The organism is Acinetobacter sp. Gutcm_16 (assembly GCF_028649355.1).
GTDB classification, from domain to species: Bacteria; Pseudomonadota; Gammaproteobacteria; order Pseudomonadales; family Moraxellaceae; genus Acinetobacter; species Acinetobacter johnsonii.
Genome location: NZ_JAQSUV010000029.1, coordinates 74,898 through 101,630 on the forward strand (window position 1 = coordinate 74,898; position 26,733 = coordinate 101,630).

Genomic DNA, 26,733 nt, shown 5'->3' on the forward strand with positions numbered 1-26,733 from the left:
AATTTAATCCTCTTATTTCTTCATCTTTTGTGGACGTTGATAGTTTTCTTTTTCAACTTGCTTAGAGCGTTCTACCGCTAAGCTATTCTCTGCAACATCACGGGTAATGGTTGAACCTGCGCCGACGGTTGCCCCATTGCCAATCGTGACAGGTGCAACCAATGAGCTGTTAGAACCAATAAATGCAGCATCACCAATGATGGTTTTAAATTTATTTGCACCATCATAATTACAGGTAATGGTCCCAGCACCAATGTTCGAGCCCGCACCAATTTCAGCATCACCCAAATAAGTAAAGTGGTTGGCTTTTGAACCGAAGCCAATGCTGGTGTTTTTGACTTCAACGAAGTTACCAATATGCACTTCAGCCGCCAGTTTTGCACCTGGACGTAAACGAGCAAAAGGACCAATCTGCGCATCTTCACCAACCATAGCGTTATCAAAGATGCTATACGGCTGAACTTTTGTACCTGCTGCGATCTTGGTGTTTTTGATGATACAACCTGCACCAATTTCTACATGGTCGCCGAATTCACATTCGCCTTCAATAATCACATTGATGTCAATGCGTACGTCCTGTCCAACGGTTAAATTTCCACGAAGGTCAAAGCGACTAGGATCAATTAAATGCACACCTTGCTGCATCAACTTTTTGGCTTGATCGGTTTGGAATTGGCGTTCTAATGCGGCGAGCTGAATACGATCATTGACTCCTTCAACTTCGAAGGCTTGTTCAGGCTCAACCGATGCGACTTGCATCCCATCTGTTAAGGCCATTGCTACAATATCAGTCAGGTAATATTCACCTTGCGCATTATTATTGCTTAAGCGTGGTAACCACTCATGTAATTTGGCATTGCTGACACAGTAAATACCTGTATTAATTTCTTTAATCTGATGCTGCTCTGTGGTCGCATCCTTATGTTCAACAATCGCCTGAATCTGACCATTCTCACGCACTATACGCCCATAACCTGTTGCATCGGCTAAAGTTAAAGTCACTAGACCAATGCCTGTCTCGGCAGTTGCATTGAGTAATTTTTGTAGCGTGTTTTGAGAGATGCAAGGTACATCGCCTGATAAAATCAGTGAGCTGCCTTCCTGTGGAAGGACGGGGAGTGTCATTTGCACTGCATGACCTGTTCCGAGTTGCTCAGCTTGTTCCACCCATTCAATCTTTTCATGAGTAAATGTTTTTTGAACTCGTGCTCCGCCGTGCCCATAAATTGTAATAATATTGGCTGCATTTAATTTTTTTGCAGTGTCGATGACATGACCAAGTAAAGGACGTCCTGCAAGTGGTTGTAGTACTTTGGGTAAAGAAGAACGCATACGTGTTCCTTTACCTGCAGCAAGAATAATAACAGTCGTTGACATGTTCTAATCCTAAAAATGGCCTAAGCCACAGTGAAATAAAAATAAATCCAAATACAAAGTGCAGCCCAAAGTCCTGCAATCAGGTCGTCGAGCATAATACCAAAGCCACCTTCGACTTTTTGGTCAATGACACGAATCGGCCACGGTTTCCACACATCAAAAATACGAAATAAAATAAAACCCAGGAGCAGCCAGAGCCAATTCATTTGCCCTAAATACAGGACAGGCAAAAAGGTGATGGACTGGCCAGCAAACTCATCCCATACAATACGCCCATCATCATGGACGCCCATCACTTTGGCAGTATGCCCACAGATATAAATGCCAATTAGAGACATGAGGATGATGGCAATAATGGTGTTCGATAAGCCAATTGCAAGCCAAATCGGGACGAACAGCAGTGCGAATGCAGAACCAAACGTTCCTGGTGCTTTGGGTGCTAGCCCTGAGCCAAACCCTACACCACAAAATACGATGAAACGGTCATACCAAGACATCTGACGAAAGAGGATAGGGGGCTTATGCAAAGTGTTGATATCCATTAAATTGCAAGGAATGGTCTAAGCCATTTTGTTGAAAACGCAGACCACTTTCGGCATCAATTTTTCCAATGACACTGATGCTGCTATGGTTTTGTTGTTGCAAAAGTTTTTCATAATTCTGCGGGCTTATTGTAAAGCATAATTCATAGTCATCGCCACCCGCCAAAGCATATTGCCATTGTTGTTCTCGTGTTAAATCTTGTAGCGTGGTGTTGATGGGCAATTGATCAAGCTGTAGGGTCGCGCCCACATGGGATGCTTTTAAAATATGACTTAAGTCTTGTGCTAAGCCATCTGACACATCAATCATACTGTGCGCTAAGCCTTTGAGTGCTTGCCCCAGTTCACAGCGTGGGGTAGGGTAGTCTAAACGGTGTTGGAGAGGGTGGCCTAAGTGTTGCAGGGCAAAAGCAGCATCGCCGACAGTACCACTGACACAAATCAAATCACCCACTTGAGCGGCAGAGCGAGTGATGGCTTGACCGATATCGACCCAACCCAGTGCTGTCACGGAAATGGTGAGATGTGGGCTTTGGGTGGTGTCTCCACCAATTAAACTCACGCCAAATTGATCACAGCAATCATATAAACCCTGACTAAAACCTTTGAGCCAGTCATGATCAATTTGGGGTAAGCTCAAAGCCAGTAAAATACTCTGAGGTTTCGCGCCCATTGCGGCGATATCAGATAAATTGACCGCGACAGATTTCCAGCCAATCGCATGTGGGCTGGTATCAAGCGGGAAGTGACGTCCAGCAACCAAGGTATCGGCACAAATGACCAATTGTTGCTGTGGTGGTGGGGTGAGCAAGGCTGAGTCGTCACCGACGCCTAAATCGACAGAATGAGGACTCTTACGATTAAAATAGGTATCAATGATCGAAAACTCAGCCATACAACAAATCTACTACTGTGAGTTCGCTTGTTGCTTTTCTGCTGCACGTAAAGTTGTTGCTAAACGATCTAATACACCATTGATGTATTTATGGCTGTCTGCACCGCCAAAATGTTTAGCAAGCTCGATCGCTTCGTCTAAAACCACACGATATGGAATTTCAAGATGTTCCTTGAGTTCATATGCGCCTAAACGAAGGGTCGCAAGTTCAACGCCATCAAGCGCAGAAACTTCGCGATCAAGCACAGGGATTAAGAGCGCATCCAATGCTTCATGATTGGCAACCACTTGGGTTAACAATTCATGATAATAGCTCAGATCCACTTTGTGCATGGCATTTTCCACACGCGTACGTGCTTCAATCTCATGGACTGGATTGTGGCTCATTTGCCATTCGTAAATTCCTTGTACAGCAAAGCGACGCGCTTTACGTTTTGCTGCATAAGTTGCTTGCAATGTTTGCGACATAGCGTTAAATAGCCTTTAACAAGTTAACCATTTCAATTGCAGTAAGAGCAGCTTCGCCGCCCTTATTACCTGCTTTTGTACCCGAGCGTTCAATCGCTTGTTCAATACTATCCGTAGTCAATACACCATTAATCACTGGAAGACCAGATTCTAGGCCAACCACGCCTAAACCTTTGGCACATTCACCTGCAACAAAGTCGAAGTGCGGTGTGCTACCACGAATCACAGCACCCAGTGCAATGATGGCATCGAAGCGTTCAGACGCCACTAATTTTTTAGCCACGACAGGAAGTTCCCACGCGCCTGGTGCATGAACAACAGTGATATTATCCTCTGATACACCATGACGTTTCAATGTATCAATTGCACCTTCTAATAGATGTTCGACAACAAAACTATTAAAACGACCCACTAAAATCGCATAACGGCCTTCGCTAGCGAGATGTAACATACCTTCAATACGGCGAATTGCCATAGCAACCTCGATGATTTTTTAAGTTGTTTGATGTGCGGTGATATATTCCACCACTTCTAAATTAAACCCAGAGAGTGCATTAAAGCGTAAAGGTGAGCTCAAAAGCTTCATCTTTTCTACGCCTAAATCACGTAAAATTTGTGCGCCCACCCCAATGGTTTGGTACTGCTGAGATAAAGCAGCATTGGATTTGGTTGGTTTTGGTGCTGTAAGGCTGTCTAAGGCTGGGCCTAAGTCTTGTAAATGACGCTGGCCAATCCAAACCAAAACACCCCGATCGCTGCTTGCGATTTCTTGCAGCGCTTTGTCGAGATTCCATGCGGGCTCGCCGTCTTTTTTGTTGAGTTTGAGCAGGTCACGAACAGGGTTGAAACCATGGACACGAACGGTGGTTACCCCTTCTTTTGGTTCGCCTTTCACCAAAGCCAAGTGAATATCTGGATTGCCTAATTCGCGGTAACGATATAAGTCAAAAGTGCCATATTCGGTATCAATGCTTTGCTGATCAATCCGTTCAACCGTTTGTTCATTGGTCATACGGTAGTGGATCAGATCCGCGATGGTGCCAATTTTTAAACCATGCTTTTCAGCAAAAATTTCAAGATCGGCACGGCGCGCCATCGTGCCATCTTCATTGATGATTTCACAGATGACCGATGCAGGCTCTAGACCCGCTAGGCGAGATAAATCACAACCTGCTTCGGTATGACCTGCGCGGTGTAGAACGCCACCAGGCTGCGCCATCAAGGGGAAAATATGCCCAGGTTGAACGATATCTGATGGTTTTGCATGTGCCGCTACTGCCGTTTGAATAGTATGCGCACGTTCTGCAGGTGAAATCCCTGTAGAAATACCTTCTGCCGCTTCAATGGAGAGCGTGAAGTTGGTGCCATGTTGTGCGCCATTGGCATCGACCATCAATGGAAGATTCAATTGTTTACAGCGATCACGGCTGAGCGTTAAGCACACCAAACCACGTGCGTGGGTGATCATAAAGTTGATGTCTTCTGCGCGAACATGGGTCGCTGCGATAACTAAATCACCTTCATTTTCACGATCTTCGTCATCCATCAGGATGACCATTTTACCTGCACGGATATCTGCAACTAGCTCTTCAACGGTATTGAGCGGCATCAACCTTCACCTTCATCGTTGTCGCCATGGACGACATATCATTTGTTTTCATTGGCACATAGTTTAAGCTTTTTTCTGGCTTTTGCCTATGTGCGAATCATTTCCTTGAGTCGTCCATTGTTATACACAGTCAGTCCCAGCTTGAAAAGATGCCTTTATTTTAAAAAGCTGAAATGTGCTTAGTCTTTAAGCAATTGAAAAGCATAAAAAAGAATAATTTTATCGAAAATAGATCAATCGGCTTAGTGAATAGGTAGTCTAGAAAAATGTTGCGCTATTGGCGGCGTGTGGTTGAGCGCTAGAGTACCTTCTTTTTTTGAAATTGACCATCAGGTTCATTTTGAGCAGGGTGCTGCAACTGATGAATCAGATCGGGGTGGATATTTGAGTTCTCTCATCGGGTAGAGGATGAGTTAAAAAATATTGAATGTGCCGTCGCGAAAAACCATACGATTCGTCATCTATTTTTGATTTGTACTATAATTCTTCTTTTTTAATCCTCTGGATTATTTCTCCTGTGATGTCCTTACTTGCTCAATATTTTGCACAGCAACAATTTTGCGTATTGGTTGAATACTTAAGCGCACACCAAGCCCAGTGGCCTGTGAAAACTCAATTTGCAGGTTTTCCTGCTTGTATGACTTTGGCTGATCGGGTACATGCGGATGACGATGAAGCGCCTTTGCAAGTCGCCAAACAGTATCCACAAGAGATTGAGAAAGTCATTCACTTTTCGGGGAAGGCACGCGATATACAAGACTTTGAGCAGTTTTTGCAAGATGCAAAAACACGGGGTCAAAAGAACTTGTTGCTCTTAACGGGTGATAAATTAAAACAGCACTGCTATAGCCACGACCTAGAACCCCGAACACGTTATTTGGAGTCGGTGAATGCTGTCATGGAAGCCAAACGCCAAGGCGGTTTTCATATCGGTGTAGCGTTTAATCCATTTAAATATGCGGAAGCGGAAAAAGAGGCGCAATATTTAAAACTGCATAAAAAAATGAAAGCAGGGGCCGATTATGTGATTACCCAATTGGGCTATGACATGGCTGCTTTGCAAGATGCACATGCATTTTTAGCGCGGCATCAGTATGCTCAAAAAATGTTAGCCTGTGTCATGCCACTGACCTTGGCACGGGCTAAGTTTATGCTGAAGCATAATGTGGCCGGCATTGTGATCACCCCGCATATGTTGCAGGTGTTGCAACAGGAAAAAGAACAGGGTTTAAGTGATCGCGTTTATGTGCGCTGCGCATTACAGATTCTAATGTGTCGACATTTGGGTTTTGCGGGGGTGCATTTATCGGCTTGCCATCAGCCTGAAGAGCAAGTGTTGCTAGAAAGCTATATTGAAGAATATAGGCACTTGAGTTTTGCTGAGTGTGAACGACTTTGGAATACGCTTTGGCAGGTGCAAACTGGTACAGAGTTTCATCCGAAGCTGGCTTATTATTCACGGCCTGCGACCTCAAGTCAGATTATTAAGTACCAACATCTGCATTTGATGCATGATGCTTTATTTGAATCTAAACTGGCCAAAGGCGTGGGGCGGTTTATTTTTAATTTCAATGTTTGGGATCGCTCGCGTGCCAAACAAGCGTTACTGAAAACAGAACATTTGAGTAAGCATGCGGTGGTGGGCTGTGAAAGTTGTGGTCAATGCCGTTTAGGCGAGACCCTGTATATTTGCCCTGAAACTTGCCCCAAAGGCTTGGCCAATGGGCCCTGTGGTGGAACCAGCTTAGACCGCTGTGAATTTGGTGACCGTGAATGCATTCACTCCGTCAAAGCACGCTTAGCCAAAGCCGTTGGACAAACCAAGATATTAAAAGAAAAGCTGATTCCGACCGTGTCGATTGCGGTGCGTGGAACCAGCTCTTGGAAAAATTGGTATGTGGAGGCTGCTGGCTGAAATCAGCTGTCCTGATCCATGGTATTGGAATAGAACTTTTGTCCGAGTTTGATGCGTTCACGGCCTTGGCTCATGCGCCAACGGTTGCTATCCCGCAGTGAATACACACAGCCACAGTACTCTTGTTGATAAAATTCTTCACGTTTGCTGATGTCCAGCATGCGTACCGCACCGCCATGCTTGCGCCAGTTATAGTCCCAGTAGTGAATGCCTGCATAATGTGAAGCAGAACGGTGGCCGCACTCATTGATCTGTTGCATATTCTTCCAACGGGAAATACCGAGAGAGCTGCTGATTAGGCTAAAGCCATGTTCTGCTGCATATAATGCTGTACGTTCAAAACGCATATCAAAACACATGGTGCAACGAATGCCTTTCTCTGGTTCATTTTCCATACCTTTGGCACGTGCAAACCAGTTGTCTGTGTCGTAATCACAGTCAATAAATGGAATATGATGTTTTTCTGCAAAGCGAATATTTTCTTCTTTGCGAATCAGATATTCCTTTACAGGATGAATATTGGGGTTATAGAAAAAGATGGAAAAATCGATACCCGATTCAATCAGGGTTTCCATGACTTCACCTGAGCAAGGTGCACAGCAGGAATGCAAGAGCAGTTTGTCATGACCTGTGGGGAGGCTAAGTTTCTGACGTTCGAGCTTCGACATATTGAATGGTTTTTATCTATTTAAACCAGACAGTTTAAAACGTCTAACGAGCGAATTAATGGCGATTGGATGAAGAATTCTCAGGATGAGCTGATGAATTTTCATGATAAAAATCGACTTTGGTCGATGATTAAGACCTGTATTGAGCGCTGAAGATGAGTAGAGAGAGAACATTTGAGAGGCCCAAACTTGCATAATGGAGCGAGATTCGTCATCATTTACACAAAGGGTGTTTAACAGTTGTGTTAGATAGGTATTCGTTGAAGGCGGGCCACTTCAACAGCAAGAAAGAGAGTATCTAGCTGTGCTTCATTTTTTTACTACGCCTTCCAATAAGGAATTGGAGTGTCGTCATAATTTTCAGTATGAGACCGATATGCGTTTGATCCAACGCTGTAAATTCCTTGAAGATCAAGATGAGAAAAAAGCCATTCAACATCTTTTAAAAGAACGGGGTTATACCAAAGCTGAGATTTTAAAGCTCACGATTGATGGTTAAATCTAAGATCTAAAAAAAGCTTCCTAGTCGGAAGCTTTTTTGTTTTTGTATGCTCTGTTTTGCATTTCATCAGTTTGAGAGACAAGCGACTTTTATTCGATGTTTACATAATGCTTCACGTGGAACATAAAAAAGCCTGAAGACTAGGGCTATCCGAAGTTTTACTCGCCAGTACTTTATGCTTTTTCAGCGCTTTAGCCTGCTCAATTTGGATAGAAGATCAGAATCATCAGTTCTCAATATTTGAGCTGAATTTAACTCAGGTACAAGAGCATGCTGCTTGCTGTCACATGATTTCGTTATATCAAAGTAGACATATCACAAGAGTTCGATGCATAGCCACGAGTTAAATAGGACAGTTGGTGGGCTGGATTCGGTCGTTGTACCTCTCAAAAAACTGAAGGAATCACGCTTCAACCTAGGCATGATTAAGAGATGGGCTTAAAAGTCATCCACAGTTATAAGAGAAAGCCTTACTTCTCGATTGGCGCACATGTACGGATCATGAAGATTGTGAATTTGAATGCTTAAATTTTTTCATTCTCTGTAAATGGGGCGAGTGTTTTTGTTGCAGATCATAGATATTAAAATGAAATAAACTAATTAAAAATATATTAAGGTGAAAAAAAATAAGTGAATCTCACTTTTATAGGTTAAGCTATACCGTATTCATCAAGATTAAAAAATTGGGCCGCGCCAGATGTTAGAACTCCGCCATTTAAAAACCTTAACCGCTTTAAGAGAGCATGGCTCATTGGTGGCTGCTGCGGGAGACCTATGCTTAACGCCTTCAGCTTTGTCGCACCAGTTGCGTGAGTTAGACCAGTGGTTTGGGGTTGAAGTGGTGAACCGTCGTAGCCGTCCCGTTAGCTTTTCTAATGTGGGACAGCGTTTGTTAAAACTGGCTGATGAAGTGTTGCCGCAGGTGCAAATTGCACAAAGCGACATCACCCGTATTGTGCATGGTCAAACTGGACGTATTACTTTTTCCTCAGAGTGTCATAGCTGTTTCGATTGGTTAATGCCGTTATTAAATCAATATCGCCAACAATATCCAGATGTTGATCTGGACTTCGCTTCAGGTTTTGAGGCCAATCCGCATGAGTTATTGCAGACGGGTGAGTTTGATTTATTGATTACAGCCGACCCGATTGCGTTAAAAGGGGTGGAGTATTTTCCGATTTTTGAGTATGAATCGCGTTTGGTTTTATCCAATACCCATCCTTTGGTTCGTGCCAAAGACATTACCGTGCAAGAACTTGCAGAAGAAACCTTGGTGACCTATCCAGTGGATAAGCACCGTTTAGATATTATGTCGCGTCTGTTTATTCCGGCCAATATCCTGCCGAAACAGATCCGTACCACCGACCTCACCCAAATGTTGATTCAACTGGTGGCAAGTGGGCGTGGTATTGGGGCATTACCCGATTGGGTGGTGAACGAATATGAACAAAAGGGTTGGGTGACTTCGCGTCGTTTGGACTGCGTAGCGCCTGAAGGTTTGCGTCGTACTCTTTATGCAGGCTATCGTACTGAGGAAAAAGAGAAGGATTATTTCGAAGGCTTTTTAAAACAACTGGATAAATTTGCCAAGAAAAGAACGCAATATTATATCTAGTTGCTCTTGTTTTAAGGAGGGGGATCAGTGTTGCTGCATCCTCCTTTTTTGAACCTATCAGCGCTTGTTATTTTTTGTGAAAAATGTGGCTCAGTGCTATAATTGCGCGCCTGATAATTTGTCAACTTTTAAACACTGATCATGATGATGCAACTCCACGTATCCCGCTTGAATATGAGCTTGGTTGATCAAGAATTATCAGCTATAGAGTACATTCCTGCGATGCAACGCCGACGCTTATCGCGTCTTGCAAAGCTGGCTTTGAATAGCGCAATGCAGACTTTAGATACCCACAAAGTCGATTATATTGTGTGGGTGTCGCAATATGGCGATGAAGCAAAAACACTGAATATTTTAGCAGATGTGTTACGCGAGCAAACCCCTTCACCGACTCAATTTTCAATCTCGGTACATAATGCAATTTCAGGCTTATATTCTATTTTATGTCAGGATGCGACACCTGCGACCAGTTTGGCGGGTTCGTGGAATGATGGGTTGATTGAAGCCTATGCATGGTTAAAAACAAGGCCAGAAGCTCGTCAGGTTTTGCTGGTGTATTATGATGAAGCCTTGCCGGACATTTATATCGAGCATCAGCCATTTTCTGCTTTTGCGATGGCAGCGATGATTTCATTAGCGCCTGCAAATTTGATATTGACGCCAAAGCATACGAATGCAACGCCAGCCTATCAGCAAGCTTTAGCATTTAACACGTTTTGGACTAATCCTGAGCAAACTGAATCTGAAGCGTGGACGAAATGCTGAAATTAAATCGAATCAAGCAAAAAGCCAACTATGCATGGCGGGTTGGAGCGACAGGATTTAGCTTTGCCAGCTTTGGCTTAGGCGGCGTGGCGATTGGTGGTTTGGTTGCGCCGCTAGTTAAGCTGAGTTCATCTGATCTGGATGTCCGAAAACAGCGCACTCAAAAGGTGATTAAACACAGTTTTAAAGGTTTCACCGAAATGATGGTGAAACTGGGCATTATGACTTACACGGTTGAAGGTTTAGAGAAATTAAAAAACAGTCAACAGGAGTTGGTGATTGCCAATCATCCGACACTGATTGACGTGGTGGTTTTAATTGGTTTAATGGAGCAAGCAAACTGTGTCGTTAAGCAGGCACTGTGGTCAAATCCATTTACCAAAGGTCCTGTGCAAAGTGCGGGCTATATTTTAAATGCGGGTTCTGAACAATTTATTCAGGACTGTGTACACAAATTGCAGCAGGATCATGCCGCGTCCTTGTTGATCTTTCCTGAGGGAACAAGAACAGCAAAAGGTGAGCAGTTGAACGAGTTTCAGCGCGGTGCGGCCAATATTGCCTTACGTGCAGGCGTACCAATTCGTCCTGTGCTGATTAGCTGCACGCCATCGACCCTGACCAAAAATGAAAAGTGGTATCACATTCCAGAACAGCCTTTTCATATCCATGTAAAAGTGTTGGATGCGATCCGAGTGGAAGACGTATTGGATGATGTAACGGTCAATCCCAAAAATGTGCGTCAATTAAATCAACAATTACAGTGGTTTTTTAACCAAGAGTTATCCCTAAATGAGCAATCTTGCTGATGAATTAAAGCAAATGATTATTGATGTCCTCGCCCTTGAAGACATCCGTATTGAAGATATTGATACAGACGCACCTTTATTTGGTGATGGTCTGGGTTTGGACTCGATTGATGCTTTAGAACTGGGTTTGGCATTGAAAAAGCGGTATGGCATTCATCTAAATGCAGAGTCTGCAGAAACCAAAGAACATTTTAAATCAATTCAAAGCTTAGTGGCTTTGGTTGAAGCACAGAAAACAGCATAAGAGGTTGCTATGCTTGCACAAGAAACCGTGTTAGAAAAATTACGTGAGTGGATGGAAGAGCTGTTTGAAATTGCGCCTGAAGATGTGCAGTTAGAGTCAAACTTAGCCTCAGACCTTGATGTTGACAGTATTGATGCCATCGATTTGGTCGTGAAAATTAAAGAACTGACAGGTAAACAAGTCAATCCTGAAGACTTTAAAAATGTGCGGACCGTACAAGACGTGGTGGTCGTAATTCAGAACATGTCTGCTGCATGAACAACATTTTAAAAGGGATAGCAGGGATTGGATTGATCCTCTATCCTTTTTTTGTGGCTTATGCTTTGGCGCATGGACAGTATGTCTGGGTAAGTGCGGTATTGATTGCACTGGGCACCCTGCGTCTATTGAGTAAGGGCAATGCCTTGCTGTGGCCATTGACGGGTTTTGCCATTTTATGTGGCGGGCTGAGTTTGATTTTAAAAGATCATGCGTGGCTTAAACTTTATCCTGTCTTTATGAGTCTCGGGGCGTTGTTTATATTTGCCAGCACCTTGATTCGACCGCCTTCAATGATTGAACGTTTTGCACGTTTGGCAGAACCTAATTTGCCCGAAGAAGGGGTAGAATGGACCCGTCAAGTGACCAAAGTTTGGTGTGGGTTTTTTTGCATCAATGCGGTCCTTGCTTTGATCACTGTTTTCTTTGCACCGATGAAGATTTGGGTGCTGTATAACGGCTTGATCTCTTATCTCTTGATGGGTGGGTTGTTACTGGGTGAATTTGTGTTGCGCAAACGCCAGCAGCGGCTGCATCAGGCACAGAAATAACAGCGTTTCCGCCAGGGCAGCTGAAACAGTGGCCTCGAACTATAGCGATTAGAAATACGGTTTTAAAAACAAATTTTATGTCTTGTCATTTTCAGCAGCATCTTCATTCATTGCGTCCCCTGTGTATTCAGGCGGATTCAAGCCTCATTACATTTCAAAATTTTTGGTTGGATGTGGCTGAACAGGCTGCGCAAATTCAGCCGTTGGAACAGCCTGTATGGGCGCTTTGGCAAGAAGACAGTTACGAGTTTTTAGTGTTGTTGTTTGCGGCATTGCAAGCAGGCAAGCAGGTGCTATTGCCGCCGCATCGGGTCAGCGACTTAGAAAAAGAATTGGCTGAACAACAGATTTATTTTTTAAAACGTTTGCTGTCGACAGCAGAGACAACCTTCGAGCTTCAATTTGATGCTTCCTTTTTCAATCAGGCGCAGCTGTATTTTTATACTTCGGGTTCAACTGGGCAGCCGAAAAAGATTCCCCGCACTTTGCAACAGTTGTTCAACGAAGTCTGTGGTTTGGAAGCCAGTTTTGATTTACCTGAGCAGGCGGTAGCCATTGCCACGGTGAGCCATCAACATATTTATGGTTTGTTGTTTAAGTTGTTGTGGCCCTTAGCCAGTGGGCGCAGTTTCTATCAAAAACAACTGGCTTTCCCTGAAGATGTGGTCGATCTTCAAAAAAAAATTGCCCATGTGCAGCTGCCCAATTATCTGATTTCCAGCCCCGCTTTGTTGAAGCGCTGGACCACAGATGTGGTATTGCAAGACTGCCATAGGGTCTATTCCTCTGGCGGAAAGTTGGATGCAGACGTGCGTCCTTTGCTGAACCGTCCGATTACTGAAGTGTTTGGTAGTTCTGAAACAGGCGGTATCGCTCACCGTCAGGCGGATGATGCGCTATGGACACCCTTTGCCAATGTCGAAATTAACTGTGCCAATCAGCAAGAGTTAGCCGTTAAAACCAACCATGCCTTTAGCGCAGATTGGATTTTGACCGGAGATAAAGTGCAGCTCATGGATGCAGATAATCCCAAAAGTCTGTTTCAGTTATTGGGGCGTTTGGACCGCATTGTTAAACTTGAAGAAAAGCGGTTAAGTCTCGATGCCATTGAAGCAAAAATCGCTGAATTGGATGAAATACGCCAGTGCCATGTCCTAATTCATGAAAAAGAACAGCGTCAGATGTTAGCGGTGGTAGCGGTGCTGACCGAGGATGCAAGGGTGTTGCTCACCGAAAAGGGCAAAGCTGCCTTTACCGCACAACTGAAAAAACAATTACAACTGAAATTGGAAAGTATCGCGATTCCGCGGCAGTGGCGGTTCTTAACGCAAATGCCACAAAATGCACAATCGAAGCTGAATAAACAGTATTTAAAATCGCTTTTTCAGCCGATGACCTTGCCCGTGGTGCTGACGCAGCAATCTCAGGACACGCAGATCAGTTATGCGTTGGAATTTATTCCTGAGTTGGAGTGCTTTAAAGGGCATTTCCCGAACTTCCCGATTTATCCGGGCGTAGGACAAATTGGTTTTATCCAGCATTTTGCCAAACAAAACTGGGCGGATTTACTGTGGTGCAATGGTTTTGAGCAGTTAAAATTTCAAGGACTGATTCAACCCTATCAAACGGTGGAACTGGTGCTTAGCCGTAAAGCGCATAAGGTCAGTTTTGAGCTGAAAAATCATGACAAAATATTGGCATCAGGACGTTTGCTGTTTGCTGTCCCTTCAGACGTTTAAGCCGAGAGAGAAAAATGAAACACTGCTTTGTGATTCCTGTGTATAACCATCCGCATTATTTGGCTGCGTTACTGTCACATTTAAGCGCTTTCGAGTTACCGATCATTATGGTGAACGATGGCAGTGATGCTACTTGTACGGCGGTGTTACATCAGCTCGCGCAGGATTACCCAATGGTCGATTTGGTTGAACATACCCATAATCAGGGTAAGGGACAAGCAGTGATCACAGGTCTTAAACATGCCTTTGAATGTGGTTATAGCCATGCTTTGCAACTGGATGCCGATGGACAACATGACTGGCCGGATGTGCAACGCTTTTTAGACACCTCTATCCAGCACCCCGAAGCCATGGTGATTGGTCAGCCGATCTTTGATGCGACTGTTCCAAAAAAACGTCTCTATGGCCGTTATGCAACACATATTTGGGTGTGGATTAACAGCCTATCTTTTGACATTAAAGACAGCATGTGTGGCTTTCGCGTTTATCCTCTGGCGCAGACGGTGAACATTTTAAATACAGCCAAGTTTCAACCGCGGATGGGCTTTGACTCGGAAATTTTAGTGCGTTTGAAATGGGACAATGTGCCGTTTATCAATCTGCCCACGCATGTGATTTACCCTGAAGGCGGCATTTCACATTTTGATGTTTGGCGTGACAATTTGGGCATGGCGCGCGCGCATAGCCGCTTATTGGGTGGCATGCTGCTGCGGTTCCCCAAACTGATTTATCAGAAAGTCAAAGGCTAAGGCGGTCAGAGAAGCATATGCAGAAATGGAACGCCGTGAAAGAGCGGGGCGGGATGTTGCCGCTGATGCTGATGCTGGGTTTTTACCGTCTGGGTGGGCGCTGGCTGTGCCGAGTCATCTTATACTTTGTGATTTTATGGTATTGGCTCTTTTCCAATACCGCGCGTCAAGCTTCTCTGCTGTACTTAAAGAAATTGCATCATTTTGCAGGTGCACAGTCGCCGTTTCAGGCTGAGCCACAGCTGTGGCTCAGCTATACGCATTTAATGCAATTTGGCGAATGTATTTTAGATAAAATTGAGGGCTGGCTCGGGCATATTCCTGAGCAGAACTTAAAGCTACATGGTCATGCGCACTTTCGTTCGCACTATCAAAAAGGTGCGGTGATTGTGGTGTCGCATTTTGGCAATATTGAATTGCTGCGCGCCATCAAAGCAGAGCATCCGCAGAAAATTAATGTGTTGGTTTATCAAAAACATGCCACCAAGTTCAATGCATTTTTAAAAAAACTGAATGAACATGCCGATGTTAATTTGGTTTCGGTGGATGAGCTAGGAATCGAAACAGCACTGATTTTGCAGGAGAAGCTCGATCAAGGTGAATGGGTGATTGTGGCAGCAGACCGCGTACCCGTGCAGTCAGATCGGGTACAATCGGTTGCTTTTTTAGGCGAGCAAGCGCTGTGGCCGCAAGGCGCTTGGATCTTGGCCAGCTTACTAAAAGCTCCTGTATTGGCAGTGTTTTGCTATCGAGTTGATACACATTTTGAAGTGCATATTCATCAAGTGGCGGAGCAGTTGAACTGGCCGCGTAAAGAGCGTTTACAGGCCATGCAACAGACCACAAGTCAGTATGTGGAACTGTTGGAACAGCATTGCATACGCGCGCCCTATCAATGGTTTAATTTTTATAATTTTTGGAATAAAGGATAAGTCTTGTGTTAATTGTTGGGGAAACTCCGCTCAGTATTGAAGATGTTGTGGCTGTAGCGCGTAAAGAAAAACAGGTGGCATTGCCTGCATCTGCTGAATGGACAGCATTGATTCAACGCGGTGCAGATTTCCTCGATCAGCTGTTGCAAGACGAAGGCGTCATTTATGGTGTGACCACGGGTTATGGCGACTCGTGCTTGGTTGAAATTCCAGCCCACCAAGTGCATGAGCTGCCGCTGCATTTGTCGCGTTTTCATGGCTGTGGCATGGGGCAAAACTTAGACTTAATTACAGCACGTGCTGTTGTGGTGGTGCGTTTATGTTCTTTGGCACGCGGTTATTCGGGTGTTTCGCATGCCTTGTTGCAGCGTTTGGTCTGGATGCTGAATGAAGATGTGATTCCTGTGATTCCCTCGGAAGGTTCGGTGGGTGCCAGTGGGGATCTGACGCCTTTGTCTTATATCGCTGGGGCCTTGGTTGGTGAACGCGATGTGTACTATCAAGGCCAGATCGTGCCGATTGCACAAGTGTATGCCGAAAAAGGCTTGCAGCCTTTGGTGATGCGCCCTAAAGAAGGTTTGGCCCTGATGAATGGTACAGCGGTTATGACTGCGATTGCCTGCCTGAATTATAAAAAAGCCGAACAGATTTCTTTTGCCAGTACTTTAATTACTGCATTGAATGTTTTGGCTTTAGAAGGGAATCCAAGCCATTTTGATGAAGTCTTGTTTGCGCAAAAACCACATCGGGGACAGCAACATATTGCAGCCCAATTACGCGACTGGTTAAACAGTGAAGTACAAACTGAACACCAAAGTTCACGCCTGCAAGACCGTTATTCATTGCGCTGTGCACCGCATGTGATCGGGGTGTTTGAAGACTCTAAACTGTGGCTGCGTCAGTTTATTGAAAATGAGCTGAATTCAAGCAATGACAACCCATTGATTGACCCAGTGAACCTGCGGGTACTGCATGGTGGACATTTCTATGGCGGACATATTGCCCAAGCCATGGACAGCCTAAAAATTATGATTGCGAATATTGCCGACCTGATGGATCGTCAGTTGGCACAGTTGGTGGACTATAAAATGAACAATGGTTTACCGCGTAATTTAACGGGTTCTAGTCCTGAGCGCTTGCCGCTGAATCATGGCTTTAAAGCGGTGCAAATCGGGGTTTCGGCATGGACGGCAGAAGCCTTAAAACAGACGCTCGCTGCGTCGATTTTCTCACGCTCAACCGAATGTCATAATCAAGACAAAGTCAGCATGGGCACTATTGCCGCACGTGATGCTAGCCGTGTGATTACTCTGACTGAACAAGTGATTGCGGCACTCAGTTGTGCAGCAGTTCAGGCGGTCAAACTCAAAGGTGTAGATACAGAACTCAGCCCTGTTTTAACAGCATTTCAACACTGGGTGCTTCAGAACTTCACCTATGTAGAGGAAGATCGTCCTTTGCAACAAGAGCTTCAGGCGCTGGTTCATCGCTTTGAACATTTAGAACTGTTAGACAGCATTGCTGTTCAATATTCATAGGAAATGAGCATGCATGCTGATGTAATCATTGAAGTGCCTTTTCATGATGTTGACACCATGAATGTGGTGTGGCACGGGCATTATTTAAAATATTTTGAAATTGCGCGCTGCAAACTGCTGGATCAATTTCACTATAACTATAACCAAATGCGCGACTCGGGCTATGCATGGCCGGTGATTGAAAGTCATGTCCGCTATGTACAAGGTATTGAGTTTGAGCAAAAAATTCGCGTGCGCGCCATTTTAAAAGAATGGGAAAACCGTTTGAAAATTGAATATCTGATTTTCGATGTGGTTTCGGGTAGAAAGCTGACCAAGGGCTATACCTCGCAAGTGGCGGTGCACATTGAAAAACGTGAAATGTGCTTCCAGTCGCCACAGGTGTTGCTGGACTGTTTAAAAGCATGGCCTGAGTTTAAGGCGGAGTAATGCAAGCATGATTCGATACAAATTCCCTCAGTCGATTTTGGTTGCGTGTACAGCCAGTATGATGACTTTGCTTGCTCCCGCAGTGAATGCACAAAATACTGAATTGAAGCAGGTGTTTGCTCAGCTTGGTGCAACGCCTGTGGTGCGCGCCCAATTTGAGCAACAGAAAAAACTGGCCTCTTTAAATAAAACCTATGTGTCCAAAGGCATTGTGCTGTTCAGCAAAAACCAAGGCGTGCTGTGGCAGATTCAAAGTCCCGTCAAAGCCGATTTGGTGGTGACACCACGTAAGCTGGTACAAAAGACGCAGCGTACGTCTAGTCAAATTGAAGTCGATAAGACTCCTTATGGCTCTGTAGCGACGATGTTTTTACAGTTGATGTCGGGCAATGAAGCGGCACTCGCTAAAAACTTTAATGTGGTGTCGGCCAATTATAGTCCGATGCAGTGGAATGTCAGCTTAACGCCGAAGAGCAGTCTATTTAAAAAGCTTTTTGTCCAAGTCGATGCGCAAGGTCAGCATTATGTGGACCGTATCACGATTTTGGAACAAGCCAATAATCGCACCATCATTCGTTTTAGCCAGCAAACGGCTCAACCTCAAACTTTAACGGCTGCGGAAAATGCGCTTTTCCAATTGGCAAAATAAATTTAGCGCCCTGTGGCTGTTGGTGCTGTGTGTCATTGCTTTGGCACTGGGCGTGGCTTGGCTGAATAAAGGCATTAAGATTGAGACTAATATTTTTGCTTTGCTGCCTGAGGCACATCAAGATGCGCATCTGGAACAAGCACAGCAATACGTCAGTCAGCAGTTAAATGACAAAGTTTTTGTGGTGTTGGATGCCAAAACGGATCAGCAATTAGAACAGGCAACGCAAGCACTCAAAACCCAAGCCGACCAAAGTCAGCTATTTTTACCTGTCCGTCCGCAGCTTGATCCTGATCAATTTGCCCAAGCGCTGTATCAACACAAGGCGGGGTTATTATCCAAGACCGATCAGCAGATTTTGCAGGAGCAGGATGATGCCGCACTGACAGAGCAGGGCTTATTGCAACTGATGAGTCCCGGCATGCCGATCACGGCTGAAATGCTCAAGCAAGATCCCTTGCTGCTGTTCCCGCGTTATGCAGTGGGTTTAAGCGCTTTACATAGCAATGCTGATATCAATTTAGAGCAGGGCTTTGCCACGATTCGTGATACGCAAGGCATCTCACGCCTGATGGTACTTCAGCTTAATAACAGCCCTTATAATATTGCCTACCAAGAGCAGACCGCTGCGTTTATCCAAAATATCAATCAGCAGCTCAAACAGTTGCAAGTTAAACCGCACTGGACAGGTACGCTGCTGTTTGCACAGTTCGGCACTAACTCTGCCAAAGAGGAAATTTCCACCATTGGCGTGGGTTCGACCATCGGGATTTTGCTTCTAGTCTGGTTTGGCTTCCGTTCGATACGACCGATGCTGACGGAAATGGTTGCAGTCGGCACAGGCAGCTTAGTGGCCTTTGCGGTGACCTATTGGGTTTTCGGTGAAATTCACCTGATGACACTGGTCTTTGGCGCAAGTCTGATTGGGGTCTGTGTCGATTTTTCATTTTACTTTATGGCCATGCAGTCTCAGCACCGACAGATTGATGGATTTGCTGTTTTAAAACCATTATTGCCGAGTTTATTTGTGGGGCTAATGACCACGCTGTTGGCCTATGTGGTGCTGAGTTTTACCCCATTTCCGGGTTTTAAACAAATTGCGGTCTTTTCCATGGTTGGACTGAGTGCTGCATGGGTGACCAGTATTTTATTGCTGCCACGTTTGCCTGCGCTGAATGCGGAACCTGCGATACATACACTGGGTTTTATTGGCAAAGCACGCAGTTATGTGCAGAGTCGAAATACGCTGCGTTATGGCATGATTGCACTAATTGTACTGGGGACAGGCAGCAGCCTCGCCTTGCTGAAAAGCAATGATGACATCCGTAATTTGCAAAGTATGGATGCCACCTTAAAGCAAGAAGATCAATATATTCGTTCGCGCTTTATGCAACAGCAAAGCAGTGAATATTTTGTGGTACAGGGCAGAATCCCAGCAGAGTTAGAGCAGCATGAACAGCAACTACTGGCAGAGCTTGAACCCTTACAACAGGCTGGTAAGTTAGATACAGTGCAAGCCTTAGGGCAGTGGATTCCCTCGCTTGAACAGCAAAAACACAATATCGCGATGTTACAGGCGATTCCTCAATCCGCTTTGGTGAAATATGCGCAAGCACTACAGCTTAACGCAGCCGATGTTTTAAACTGGCAAGCGCATTTAAAAGACCAACCGTTGCTGACCGAAGCCGTCTTTAAAGATCATCCCCTGCATTTTTTGCAGATGAGTCCGACACAACGTTTAGTGATGCTGCAAAATGTGCATGACGTCAAAGCCGTGCAACAGCTTGAAAATGTGGATGTACAACTGTTACGCCCCGTTCATCAACTGTCTGAATTGTTTAAACAGCATCGTGTGCAGGCACAGTGGCTATTAGTTAGTGCTTTGATGATTTTAGCCATTGGCTTAGGGGCACTTTATGGCAAAAAATCCATTCTGCCTTTGGTGTTGCCTGTCAGCATGGCATTAATGACCACGTTTGCGATTCAAGCCTGGTTGGGTGTCGAGATTAATTTATTCAGCATTATGGGTACCTTCCTGATCATTGGGATTGGGGTGGACTATGCGATTTTCTACCGTCACGGACATGATCACCCGCAGGTGGTGGGCATGGCTTTGTTTCTGTGCATGATGTCGACGTTCTTTGGCTTTGGTTTGCTGTCTTTTAGTCATACTTATGCCATTCATAGTTTTGGCTTAACGGTGTTATTGGGCGTTATTTTTTCATTTATTTACGCCACACTTTTTACATCTTCCGATGCAAAACATGTGGTGGTTCAACAATATCAGCCAAAGAGCTGAGTCAAAGGGTACAGTGCAATGAGCACCATGCAACAAACAGATGTTTTAATTATTGGGGCGGGACCATCAGGTAGTTCAGCCGCAGCTTTGCTACGCCAAAAAGGCTATCAGGTTACGGTGATTGAAAAGCAATATTTTCCGCGTTTTTCCATCGGCGAGTCTTTATTGCCGCAGTGTATGGTGTTTTTAGAAGAAGCGGGTTTATTGGAAACGGTGCGTGCCCATGCTGACGAATATGCCTTTCAGTTTAAAAATGGCGCGGCTTTTTTAAGAGGCACACAGCGTAGTTTTTATGATTTTACTCAAAAGTTTAGTGAAGGCCCAGGCACTACATGGCAGGTACGACGTGCCAACTTTGACCAGCTTTTGGCTCAGCAAGCTGAAAAAATGGGGGCAGACATTTGTTTTGGTCATGAAGTGCTGGCTGTCGATGTGGCATCAACTCAACCGATTTTGACGGTCAAAGATGAGCAAGGCAACAGTTACCAAATTCAAGGCAAGTTCCTCTTGGATGCCAGTGGTTTTGGCCGCATTTTGCCAAAGTTTCTTGACTTAGAAAGTCCGTCGGACTTTCCAGTGCGCCGTGCAGTCTTTACGCATATTGAAGATGGTTTGTTGGATGACCCTGAGTTTGACCGTGAGAAAATTTTAATTACCGTGCATGAAAAAGATCATCGCGCATGGTATTGGCTGATTCCTTTTGCCGATGGGCGCTCTTCATTTGGCATCGTGGCGGAGCAAGATTTCTTTGAAAAATACGGCTATGACGGCAGTGCAGATTATGATTTAGAAGCCTTACAGAAACGTATTTTAGCCGATGATGCCAGCTTGTCGCATGTGCTACGTCACGCCAAACATGACACGCCTGTACGCACTTTGGTGGGCTACTCTGCTGATGTTAAACATTTGGCATCCAACAACTATGCACTACTTGGCAATGCAGGGGAGTTCCTCGATCCTGTCTTTTCTTCAGGGGTAACGATTGCCTTAAAATCGTCTAGTCTAGCTGTGCCATTGCTTGAACAGGTGTTGCAAGGTCAGGCGGTCGATTGGATGGAGCAATATGAAAAGCCGCTGCGTAAAGGCATTCAAGTGTTCCGTGCCTATGTCGAGTTATGGTATTCAGGTGAATTTCAGGATGTAGTGTTCTCGAACAGACAAGATGAAAAAATTCGTCGCATGATAGCTTCTTTATTGGCTGGCTATGCATGGGATGCGAACAACCCCATGCACCGTAATGCCAAACAACGCTTAAGTACTTTGGCAGAATATTGTCGCAAAGAACAAGTGCAGAAAGAGTCACTAACTGATGAAATTTAAGCTGCATTTGAAAACCGTCAGTTGGATTTTAGCCAGTACATTATTTTGTAGTGCTTGCCAAAGCTGGATTCCTGAAGCGCAAGGGCTCGCAACTCCGCAGTGGGGGGCGCAAAATTACCAGCGCCAAGACCAAATTGAAGTGCAGTGGAAAAGCCAGAGTTTCAGCTTTTTACTGTACCAGCAACAGCGGGGACAGTCGCTTGACATGTTAGCGCTCAGCCTTACGGGGCAGCAGTTGTTTAAGCTCAGTTTTGATGGTCAAAAGGTAGACGTTGAACAACGGATTGAGCCGATGAAACTGTTGCCTTTTGATTATGTGGTGCGCGATATTCTGTATGCAACCTATCCAAATTTTGCTGCGTTACATGCGGCTCAAAATGCGGTCGTACATAAAGCTGATACCATTTATATACAGCAGCAGCCTGTGTTGAAAATTCAGCAAAAAGAGGGCGTGATTGAGCTGGATAATTTGCAAGTGCCGTATCAAATGGTGATCAGCGCGGTGAGCAATACTTTAGAAGATGATCAAGGCGGTACTGATGAATAAAAATGTACAGCATGCTTCAGCCGTTGGTATTCAGTTCAGTGCCACACTGTCGGCTTTGGGACAAAACGCGGCTGAGCTTCAACATGCCTTAACAAGCACAGAAAATACCTTGTCGCAACGAGAGGATCTGATTGCGGGGCGCACGGTATGGGTAGGTGCTGCTGATCAATCCTTGGTCCAACAAGTCCCTGACGGCTTGAGCGATGCAGACTCACGAAATCTACGCTTTGCCCTGACGACTTTGGCGAAAATTGAAACCGAGATTCGTGCTTATATTGCACAGTTTCCTAAACAGCGTCTCGCTGTGATTATCGGTACGTCAACTTCAGGCATTGCGGATAATGAACCTGTGTTAAAAGCGCAGTTTCACCAGCCAGCGCCGCAGTCTATTCAGCATCAAAAACAAGAAATGGGCAGTTTAGCGAAAGCCTTACAACAGTATTTGGGCTGGGAAGGGCCTGCCTATACCATTTCTACCGCCTGTTCCTCAGCGGCCAAAGCGATGGCAGCGGGGCAACGTCTGCTCAATGCCGATTTGGCCGATGCTGTGTTGGTTGGAGGCGTGGATACCTTATGCAAGCTGACCTTAAATGGTTTTGATAGTTTGGAAAGTTTATCGAGCGGAATTTGCCAGCCCTGTGGCGCCAACCGTGAAGGTATCAATATTGGCGAAGCTGCAGGACTGTTTTTACTCTCTAAAGCGCCTGCCCCTGTGATGCTGCTGTCGAGTGGAGAGTCAATGGATGCATGGCATATTTCAGCACCACATCCAGAAGGGCAAGGGGCTGTGGAGGCGATGCAAAAAGCATTAGATGCTGCACAGCTTGAAGCAAGCGATATTGATTATTTAAATTTGCATGGCACATCCACACCGCAAAATGATGCGATGGAGATTAAGGCGGTACAGACCGTTTTTTCAGATGCAGCTGTGGCCTTGAGCAGTACCAAACATAAAACAGGGCATTGTCTGGGGGCAGCGGGTGCAATTGAAGCCTTTATTTGCCAGCAGGTTTTATTAGATCAATCCTGGTTGCCGCTGCATCATGCAGGCGAAGTGGACGATGCTTTGGCTGGGCAAAACTATGTGCTTACACCGCATTTGAATACACCCATTCGCTATGCGATGAGTAATTCTTTTGCTTTTGGCGGCAGCAATATCAGTTTAATTTTCGGGACGGCTTTGCCATGATGGATGCAGTACAGTTTATTCCACATGAAAAACCGATGGTTTTCGTGAGTCATCTGATTGAAGCCAATGATGAGTTCGCCATTGCAGAACTTCACATCACCCCTGATTTGATGTTTTCTGAGCCAGAAGGCTTGCCCACATGGAGCAGCATTGAGCTGATGGCGCAGACCATCAGCGTCTATGCCGGTTATAAAGGACAAACTCAGGGCTTGCCACCGAAAATTGGCTTTTTATTGGGAACGCGTAAAATGCAGTTGCCTTGTGCCTATTTTAGTTTGGGCACAACCGTGCAGATTCGAGTCGAACAAAGTTATCTGCACGAAGGTTTGGGGCAGTTTAATTGTGAAATTGAATATCAAGAACATCGGTTCAGCGCTATGTTGAGCGTATTTGAGCCTGAAAATATGAATGAAATCATTGGAAAACTAGTGTGAACAGAAGAATTTTAGTTACGGGTTCGAGTCGTGGAATAGGTAAAGCGATTGCTTTAGAGTTAGCAAAGGCAGGCTTTGATGTCACGGTCCATGCCCGTTCAAGGCAGTCTGAGGCCGAAGCAGTGGCTCAGGAAATTCAAGCGCTTGGGCAGGCCAGCCATGTACTGATGTTCGATGTGAATGAGCGTGAAAAGATTGCCGCTATTTTAGAGCAAGATATAGCACAGCATGGTGCTTTTTACGGCGCTGTGTTGAATGCAGGATTAACCCGTGATGGTGCTTTCCCCGCACTGACTGATGAAGACTGGGATGACGTGGTCTCGACCTCCCTGAACGGTTTTTATAATGTGCTGAAACCCTTGATGATGCCAATGATCCGCTTGAAAAAGGGCGGACGTATTGTGACCTTATCTTCGGTGTCTGGAATCATGGGTAACCGCGGTCAGGTGAACTATAGTGCTGCTAAAGCAGGCTTAATTGGCGCGACCAAAGCATTGGCACTGGAATTGGCAAAACGCAAAATTACGGTGAACTGTGTGGCTCCAGGCTTGATTGAAACCGAAATGGTCACGGAAGAAGTGAAAGAACATGCTTTGAAAATGATCCCGATGCAGCGCATGGGACAGGTGGAAGAAGTTGCAAAAGCGGTGAAGTTTTTGTGTAGTGATGATGCCAGTTATATCACCCGTCAAGTGATTTCAGTCAATGGAGGCTTGATCTAATGAAACGTGTTGTTGTGACAGGTATGTCTGGGATTACCTCTTTGGGGGAAACCGCAGAGCAAATTTTTGAACAATTTGCACAAGGCAAAAGCGGCATTCGCTATATGCCTGACTGGGAAATTTATCCAGATTTACGTAGTAAATTGGCGGGTCCTGTGGAGTCCTTTACCGTACCTAAGCATTTTAACCGTAAAGTGACCCGAGGCATGGGTCGCGTGGCCTTAATGTCTGCCGTATGTGCTGAAAAAGCATTGGAAGACGCAGGTTTACTGCATGCCGATATCTTAAAAAGTGGCGATGCAGGCGTGGCTTTTGGTTCCTCTGCGGGCAGTGTAGATGCGGTGCGTGAGTTTGGTGCGATGTTGATTGAGCACAATATGAGCCAACTCAATGCCACGACCTACATTCGTATGATGTCGCATACCAGTGCGGTCAATATGACGGTGTATTTTGGCTTAAAAGGTTTAACGCTGCCGACCTCAAGTGCGTGTACTTCAGGTTCTATGGCTATTGGTCAAGCTTATGAAGCGATCAAATATGGCAAACAAACTGTGATGATTGCAGGTGGGGCAGAAGAGCTCAGTGCAGCGGGTTCAGCCGTGTTCGATGTGCTGTTGGCGACTAGTGTGAAAAATGATCGACCTGAGACAACGCCACGCCCGTTTGATGCAGGCCGGGATGGTTTGGTGGTCGGTGAAGGCGCAGGCTGTTTGATTTTAGAAGAATATGAACATGCCCAAGCACGCGGGGCCACCATTTATGCCGAGATCGTTGGCTATGGCAGTAATACCGATGGTCAGCATGTAACTCGACCTGATTCTGAAATGATGGGCCGTTGTATGCAGTTGGCACTGAAAGATGCACAGCTCACTGCTGCGGATATTGATTATGTCAATGCACATGGCACTTCGACCGATCAGGGGGATATTGCTGAATCACAAGCAACTGCGCGCATCTTGGGGAAAAAGCCGATCAGTTCATTAAAAAGTTATTTTGGTCATACACTCGGGGCGTGTGGAGCTATTGAGGCTTGGCTGAGTATTGAAATGATGCGACGCAATCAGTTGGTGCCGACGCTGAATTTAGATCAGATTGACAGTGCTTGTGGCGATCTGGATTATATCGTTTCAGATATGCGTTCAGCAGAAACGCAAATGGTGATGAGCAATAATTTTGCTTTTGGGGGAATTAATACCTCCTTGATTTTTAAATGTATCTAATTAGATAAGGGTAGAACGATGTTATTCAAAAATATTTGTGCAGTCGTTATGTTGTCTTTCGGTGCAATCGCATCGGCTCAAGCGGCTGACAAAATGTATGATTTTAAATTTCAAGACGCAGTGAACCGTGCTGTTGCAGATGGCGTGCTAGATGGCTCAGTAAAATTTTATTTGGCAGGCACCAAGTCGGGCGGAAAGGCGATTGAAAAGGGCCTAGTGACCAATAAAAAGACCAACGGTTTTGCTAAATCTGCGGAAAGTTCATGTGATCATGTACTTCGTTCAGCATTGATTCAATTCCAAAATACCGCTAAAGCCAATGGTGCAAATGCTGTGACCAATCTGGTGAGTTTTTATAAGTCGAATGAAACACGGAGTACCACCACCTACCAATGCGCGAAAGGCACTGCGATGGCTGGTGTGGCATTGAAAGGGGATTTGGTGAAGTTTTAATATGTTTGGATGCGTGAGATGAATTTCCAAATAAGAACAATCTAATTCCAAATTCATTGTATAGCAGCAATATTAGGATGGATTCTTACAGCAAGGGATGCTCTATTTTTAGACATCCCTCATTGGTTCGATGTCTTAATTCAGCATTTTTTGATTGTCAGAGTTAGTATTGATAATTTGAGTAAGGTTCAGAAATGCATAAAAAAGCCCCCATCTTTCGATGAGGGCTTTTTTGAATTTGGAGCGGGAAACGAGACTCGAACTCGCGACCCCAACCTTGGCAAGGTTGTGCTCTACC

Annotated in this window: 29 protein-coding genes; 22 read left to right on the plus strand and 7 right to left on the minus strand. The window is 45.1% G+C overall.

What is annotated here, in order from left to right; genetic code table 11:
• Positions 1–12: 12 nt before the first annotated feature.
• The 6 genes from glmU to ribBA are packed head-to-tail and all read right to left on the minus strand — an operon-like array spanning position 13 to position 4,891.
• Positions 13–1,377 carry a bifunctional UDP-N-acetylglucosamine diphosphorylase/glucosamine-1-phosphate N-acetyltransferase GlmU gene (gene glmU / locus PTT44_RS07445; protein ID WP_168159546.1) on the minus strand — a complete coding sequence of 455 codons (1,365 nt, stop codon included), beginning with the start codon at positions 1,375–1,377 and terminating at the stop codon, positions 13–15.
• A 20-nt stretch (positions 1,378–1,397) separates the two neighbouring features.
• Positions 1,398–1,919: a phosphatidylglycerophosphatase A family protein gene (locus tag PTT44_RS07450; RefSeq protein ID WP_004983912.1), complete on the minus strand. Its 522-nt coding sequence runs from the start codon at positions 1,917–1,919 to the stop codon at positions 1,398–1,400.
• On the minus strand, positions 1,897–2,814 hold the full coding sequence (gene thiL, locus PTT44_RS07455) for a thiamine-phosphate kinase (RefSeq protein WP_160362077.1): 918 nt from the start codon (positions 2,812–2,814) through the stop codon (positions 1,897–1,899). The genes PTT44_RS07450 and thiL overlap by 23 nt, the downstream gene beginning before the upstream one ends.
• 12 nt (positions 2,815–2,826) lie before the next feature.
• Positions 2,827–3,282 (minus strand): transcription antitermination factor NusB, encoded by a 456-nt coding sequence (gene nusB, locus PTT44_RS07460; RefSeq protein WP_004983920.1) that lies wholly within the window; start codon positions 3,280–3,282, stop codon positions 2,827–2,829.
• A gap of 4 nt (positions 3,283–3,286) precedes the next feature.
• Positions 3,287–3,757 (minus strand): 6,7-dimethyl-8-ribityllumazine synthase, encoded by a 471-nt coding sequence (ribH, locus tag PTT44_RS07465; RefSeq protein ID WP_004684294.1) that lies wholly within the window; start codon positions 3,755–3,757, stop codon positions 3,287–3,289.
• Between the two features lie 18 nt (positions 3,758–3,775).
• Complete coding sequence (gene ribBA / locus PTT44_RS07470; RefSeq protein WP_004983924.1) at positions 3,776–4,891, minus strand: bifunctional 3,4-dihydroxy-2-butanone-4-phosphate synthase/GTP cyclohydrolase II; 1,116 nt, start codon at positions 4,889–4,891, stop codon at positions 3,776–3,778.
• Positions 4,892–5,411: 520 nt separating this feature from the next.
• On the opposite strand from ribBA, the gene PTT44_RS07475 reads away from it, so the two are divergent.
• Positions 5,412–6,806 (plus strand): methylenetetrahydrofolate reductase C-terminal domain-containing protein, encoded by a 1,395-nt coding sequence (locus tag PTT44_RS07475; protein WP_168159545.1) that lies wholly within the window; start codon positions 5,412–5,414, stop codon positions 6,804–6,806.
• Positions 6,807–6,808: 2 nt separating this feature from the next.
• Here the strand turns inward: PTT44_RS07475 and PTT44_RS07480 are convergent, their stop codons facing one another.
• Positions 6,809–7,474, minus strand: a complete 666-nt coding sequence (locus tag PTT44_RS07480) for an epoxyqueuosine reductase QueH (protein WP_168159544.1) — start codon at positions 7,472–7,474, stop codon at positions 6,809–6,811.
• A 376-nt stretch (positions 7,475–7,850) separates the two neighbouring features.
• On the opposite strand from PTT44_RS07480, the gene PTT44_RS07485 reads away from it, so the two are divergent.
• The 21 genes from PTT44_RS07485 (at position 7,851) to PTT44_RS07585 (ending at position 26,435) form a co-directional block, all read left to right on the plus strand.
• On the plus strand, positions 7,851–7,973 hold the full coding sequence (locus tag PTT44_RS07485) for a hypothetical protein (protein ID WP_004684300.1): 123 nt from the start codon (positions 7,851–7,853) through the stop codon (positions 7,971–7,973).
• A 700-nt stretch (positions 7,974–8,673) separates the two neighbouring features.
• Complete coding sequence (locus PTT44_RS07490; RefSeq protein WP_004684302.1) at positions 8,674–9,591, plus strand: LysR family transcriptional regulator; 918 nt, start codon at positions 8,674–8,676, stop codon at positions 9,589–9,591.
• Between the two features lie 144 nt (positions 9,592–9,735).
• A complete protein-coding gene (locus PTT44_RS07495; protein ID WP_168159587.1) occupies positions 9,736–10,356 on the plus strand; it encodes a beta-ketoacyl synthase chain length factor in 621 nt (206 codons plus the stop codon).
• On the plus strand, positions 10,350–11,162 hold the full coding sequence (locus PTT44_RS07500; protein ID WP_159153447.1) for a lysophospholipid acyltransferase family protein: 813 nt from the start codon (positions 10,350–10,352) through the stop codon (positions 11,160–11,162). Before PTT44_RS07495 ends, PTT44_RS07500 begins: the two co-directional genes overlap by 7 nt.
• Positions 11,146–11,406: a phosphopantetheine-binding protein gene (locus tag PTT44_RS07505; RefSeq protein WP_005012584.1), complete on the plus strand. Its 261-nt coding sequence runs from the start codon at positions 11,146–11,148 to the stop codon at positions 11,404–11,406. Before PTT44_RS07500 ends, PTT44_RS07505 begins: the two co-directional genes overlap by 17 nt.
• A gap of 9 nt (positions 11,407–11,415) precedes the next feature.
• Entirely contained in the window at positions 11,416–11,664 is a 249-nt protein-coding gene (locus PTT44_RS07510; RefSeq protein WP_005012586.1) for an acyl carrier protein, read from the plus strand.
• On the plus strand, positions 11,661–12,215 hold the full coding sequence (locus tag PTT44_RS07515; protein WP_168159543.1) for a septation protein IspZ: 555 nt from the start codon (positions 11,661–11,663) through the stop codon (positions 12,213–12,215). The genes PTT44_RS07510 and PTT44_RS07515 overlap by 4 nt, the downstream gene beginning before the upstream one ends.
• Positions 12,216–12,292: 77 nt before the next feature.
• On the plus strand, positions 12,293–13,954 hold the full coding sequence (locus PTT44_RS07520) for an AMP-binding protein (protein ID WP_168159542.1): 1,662 nt from the start codon (positions 12,293–12,295) through the stop codon (positions 13,952–13,954).
• Between the two features lie 14 nt (positions 13,955–13,968).
• Positions 13,969–14,703, plus strand: a complete 735-nt coding sequence (locus PTT44_RS07525) for a glycosyltransferase family 2 protein (protein ID WP_168159541.1) — start codon at positions 13,969–13,971, stop codon at positions 14,701–14,703.
• A 17-nt stretch (positions 14,704–14,720) separates the two neighbouring features.
• On the plus strand, positions 14,721–15,635 hold the full coding sequence (locus PTT44_RS07530; protein ID WP_168159540.1) for an LpxL/LpxP family acyltransferase: 915 nt from the start codon (positions 14,721–14,723) through the stop codon (positions 15,633–15,635).
• 5 nt (positions 15,636–15,640) lie between these two features.
• Positions 15,641–17,173: an HAL/PAL/TAL family ammonia-lyase gene (locus tag PTT44_RS07535; RefSeq protein ID WP_168159539.1), complete on the plus strand. Its 1,533-nt coding sequence runs from the start codon at positions 15,641–15,643 to the stop codon at positions 17,171–17,173.
• Between the two features lie 9 nt (positions 17,174–17,182).
• Entirely contained in the window at positions 17,183–17,602 is a 420-nt protein-coding gene (locus PTT44_RS07540) for an acyl-CoA thioesterase (protein WP_168159538.1), read from the plus strand.
• Positions 17,603–17,660: 58 nt separating this feature from the next.
• Positions 17,661–18,251 (plus strand): LolA family protein, encoded by a 591-nt coding sequence (locus PTT44_RS07545; protein WP_435781939.1) that lies wholly within the window; start codon positions 17,661–17,663, stop codon positions 18,249–18,251.
• Entirely contained in the window at positions 18,226–20,550 is a 2,325-nt protein-coding gene (locus PTT44_RS07550) for an MMPL family transporter (RefSeq protein ID WP_168159536.1), read from the plus strand. Before PTT44_RS07545 ends, PTT44_RS07550 begins: the two co-directional genes overlap by 26 nt.
• Positions 20,551–20,568: 18 nt before the next feature.
• A complete protein-coding gene (locus PTT44_RS07555; protein ID WP_168159535.1) occupies positions 20,569–21,870 on the plus strand; it encodes an NAD(P)/FAD-dependent oxidoreductase in 1,302 nt (433 codons plus the stop codon).
• Positions 21,860–22,417: a DUF3261 domain-containing protein gene (locus PTT44_RS07560; RefSeq protein ID WP_168159534.1), complete on the plus strand. Its 558-nt coding sequence runs from the start codon at positions 21,860–21,862 to the stop codon at positions 22,415–22,417. Before PTT44_RS07555 ends, PTT44_RS07560 begins: the two co-directional genes overlap by 11 nt.
• The gene (locus tag PTT44_RS07565) at positions 22,410–23,606 is read left to right on the plus strand and encodes a beta-ketoacyl-[acyl-carrier-protein] synthase family protein (protein ID WP_168159533.1); all 1,197 of its coding nucleotides are present in this window, start codon (positions 22,410–22,412) and stop codon (positions 23,604–23,606) included. Before PTT44_RS07560 ends, PTT44_RS07565 begins: the two co-directional genes overlap by 8 nt.
• Positions 23,603–24,040: an ApeP family dehydratase gene (locus PTT44_RS07570; RefSeq protein ID WP_168159532.1), complete on the plus strand. Its 438-nt coding sequence runs from the start codon at positions 23,603–23,605 to the stop codon at positions 24,038–24,040. Before PTT44_RS07565 ends, PTT44_RS07570 begins: the two co-directional genes overlap by 4 nt.
• A complete protein-coding gene (locus PTT44_RS07575) occupies positions 24,037–24,762 on the plus strand; it encodes a 3-ketoacyl-ACP reductase FabG2 (RefSeq protein WP_062031687.1) in 726 nt (241 codons plus the stop codon). The genes PTT44_RS07570 and PTT44_RS07575 overlap by 4 nt, the downstream gene beginning before the upstream one ends.
• Entirely contained in the window at positions 24,762–25,982 is a 1,221-nt protein-coding gene (locus PTT44_RS07580) for a beta-ketoacyl-ACP synthase (RefSeq protein WP_168159531.1), read from the plus strand. The genes PTT44_RS07575 and PTT44_RS07580 overlap by 1 nt, the downstream gene beginning before the upstream one ends.
• Before the next feature lie 18 nt (positions 25,983–26,000).
• Positions 26,001–26,435, plus strand: a complete 435-nt coding sequence (locus PTT44_RS07585; protein ID WP_168159530.1) for an excinuclease — start codon at positions 26,001–26,003, stop codon at positions 26,433–26,435.
• The last annotated feature ends 298 nt before the right edge of the window (positions 26,436–26,733 follow it).

Coding starts and splice junctions, on each gene's coding strand:
- glmU (WP_168159546.1), bottom strand. CDS start 1,377: ATGTCAACGACTGTTATTATTCTTGCTGCAGGTAAAGGAACACGTATG.
- PTT44_RS07450 (WP_004983912.1), bottom strand. CDS start 1,919: ATGGATATCAACACTTTGCATAAGCCCCCTATCCTCTTTCGTCAGATG.
- thiL (WP_160362077.1), bottom strand. CDS start 2,814: ATGGCTGAGTTTTCGATCATTGATACCTATTTTAATCGTAAGAGTCCT.
- nusB (WP_004983920.1), bottom strand. CDS start 3,282: ATGTCGCAAACATTGCAAGCAACTTATGCAGCAAAACGTAAAGCGCGT.
- ribH (WP_004684294.1), bottom strand. CDS start 3,757: ATGGCAATTCGCCGTATTGAAGGTATGTTACATCTCGCTAGCGAAGGC.
- ribBA (WP_004983924.1), bottom strand. CDS start 4,891: ATGCCGCTCAATACCGTTGAAGAGCTAGTTGCAGATATCCGTGCAGGT.
- PTT44_RS07475 (WP_168159545.1), top strand. CDS start 5,412: ATGTCCTTACTTGCTCAATATTTTGCACAGCAACAATTTTGCGTATTG.
- PTT44_RS07480 (WP_168159544.1), bottom strand. CDS start 7,474: ATGTCGAAGCTCGAACGTCAGAAACTTAGCCTCCCCACAGGTCATGAC.
- PTT44_RS07485 (WP_004684300.1), top strand. CDS start 7,851: ATGCGTTTGATCCAACGCTGTAAATTCCTTGAAGATCAAGATGAGAAA.
- PTT44_RS07490 (WP_004684302.1), top strand. CDS start 8,674: ATGTTAGAACTCCGCCATTTAAAAACCTTAACCGCTTTAAGAGAGCAT.
- PTT44_RS07495 (WP_168159587.1), top strand. CDS start 9,736: ATGATGCAACTCCACGTATCCCGCTTGAATATGAGCTTGGTTGATCAA.
- PTT44_RS07500 (WP_159153447.1), top strand. CDS start 10,350: ATGCTGAAATTAAATCGAATCAAGCAAAAAGCCAACTATGCATGGCGG.
- PTT44_RS07505 (WP_005012584.1), top strand. CDS start 11,146: ATGAGCAATCTTGCTGATGAATTAAAGCAAATGATTATTGATGTCCTC.
- PTT44_RS07510 (WP_005012586.1), top strand. CDS start 11,416: ATGCTTGCACAAGAAACCGTGTTAGAAAAATTACGTGAGTGGATGGAA.
- PTT44_RS07515 (WP_168159543.1), top strand. CDS start 11,661: ATGAACAACATTTTAAAAGGGATAGCAGGGATTGGATTGATCCTCTAT.
- PTT44_RS07520 (WP_168159542.1), top strand. CDS start 12,293: ATGTCTTGTCATTTTCAGCAGCATCTTCATTCATTGCGTCCCCTGTGT.
- PTT44_RS07525 (WP_168159541.1), top strand. CDS start 13,969: ATGAAACACTGCTTTGTGATTCCTGTGTATAACCATCCGCATTATTTG.
- PTT44_RS07530 (WP_168159540.1), top strand. CDS start 14,721: ATGCAGAAATGGAACGCCGTGAAAGAGCGGGGCGGGATGTTGCCGCTG.
- PTT44_RS07540 (WP_168159538.1), top strand. CDS start 17,183: ATGCATGCTGATGTAATCATTGAAGTGCCTTTTCATGATGTTGACACC.
- PTT44_RS07545 (WP_435781939.1), top strand. CDS start 17,661: ATGATGACTTTGCTTGCTCCCGCAGTGAATGCACAAAATACTGAATTG.
- PTT44_RS07550 (WP_168159536.1), top strand. CDS start 18,226: ATGCGCTTTTCCAATTGGCAAAATAAATTTAGCGCCCTGTGGCTGTTG.
- PTT44_RS07555 (WP_168159535.1), top strand. CDS start 20,569: ATGAGCACCATGCAACAAACAGATGTTTTAATTATTGGGGCGGGACCA.
- PTT44_RS07560 (WP_168159534.1), top strand. CDS start 21,860: ATGAAATTTAAGCTGCATTTGAAAACCGTCAGTTGGATTTTAGCCAGT.
- PTT44_RS07565 (WP_168159533.1), top strand. CDS start 22,410: ATGAATAAAAATGTACAGCATGCTTCAGCCGTTGGTATTCAGTTCAGT.
- PTT44_RS07570 (WP_168159532.1), top strand. CDS start 23,603: ATGATGGATGCAGTACAGTTTATTCCACATGAAAAACCGATGGTTTTC.
- PTT44_RS07580 (WP_168159531.1), top strand. CDS start 24,762: ATGAAACGTGTTGTTGTGACAGGTATGTCTGGGATTACCTCTTTGGGG.
- PTT44_RS07585 (WP_168159530.1), top strand. CDS start 26,001: ATGTTATTCAAAAATATTTGTGCAGTCGTTATGTTGTCTTTCGGTGCA.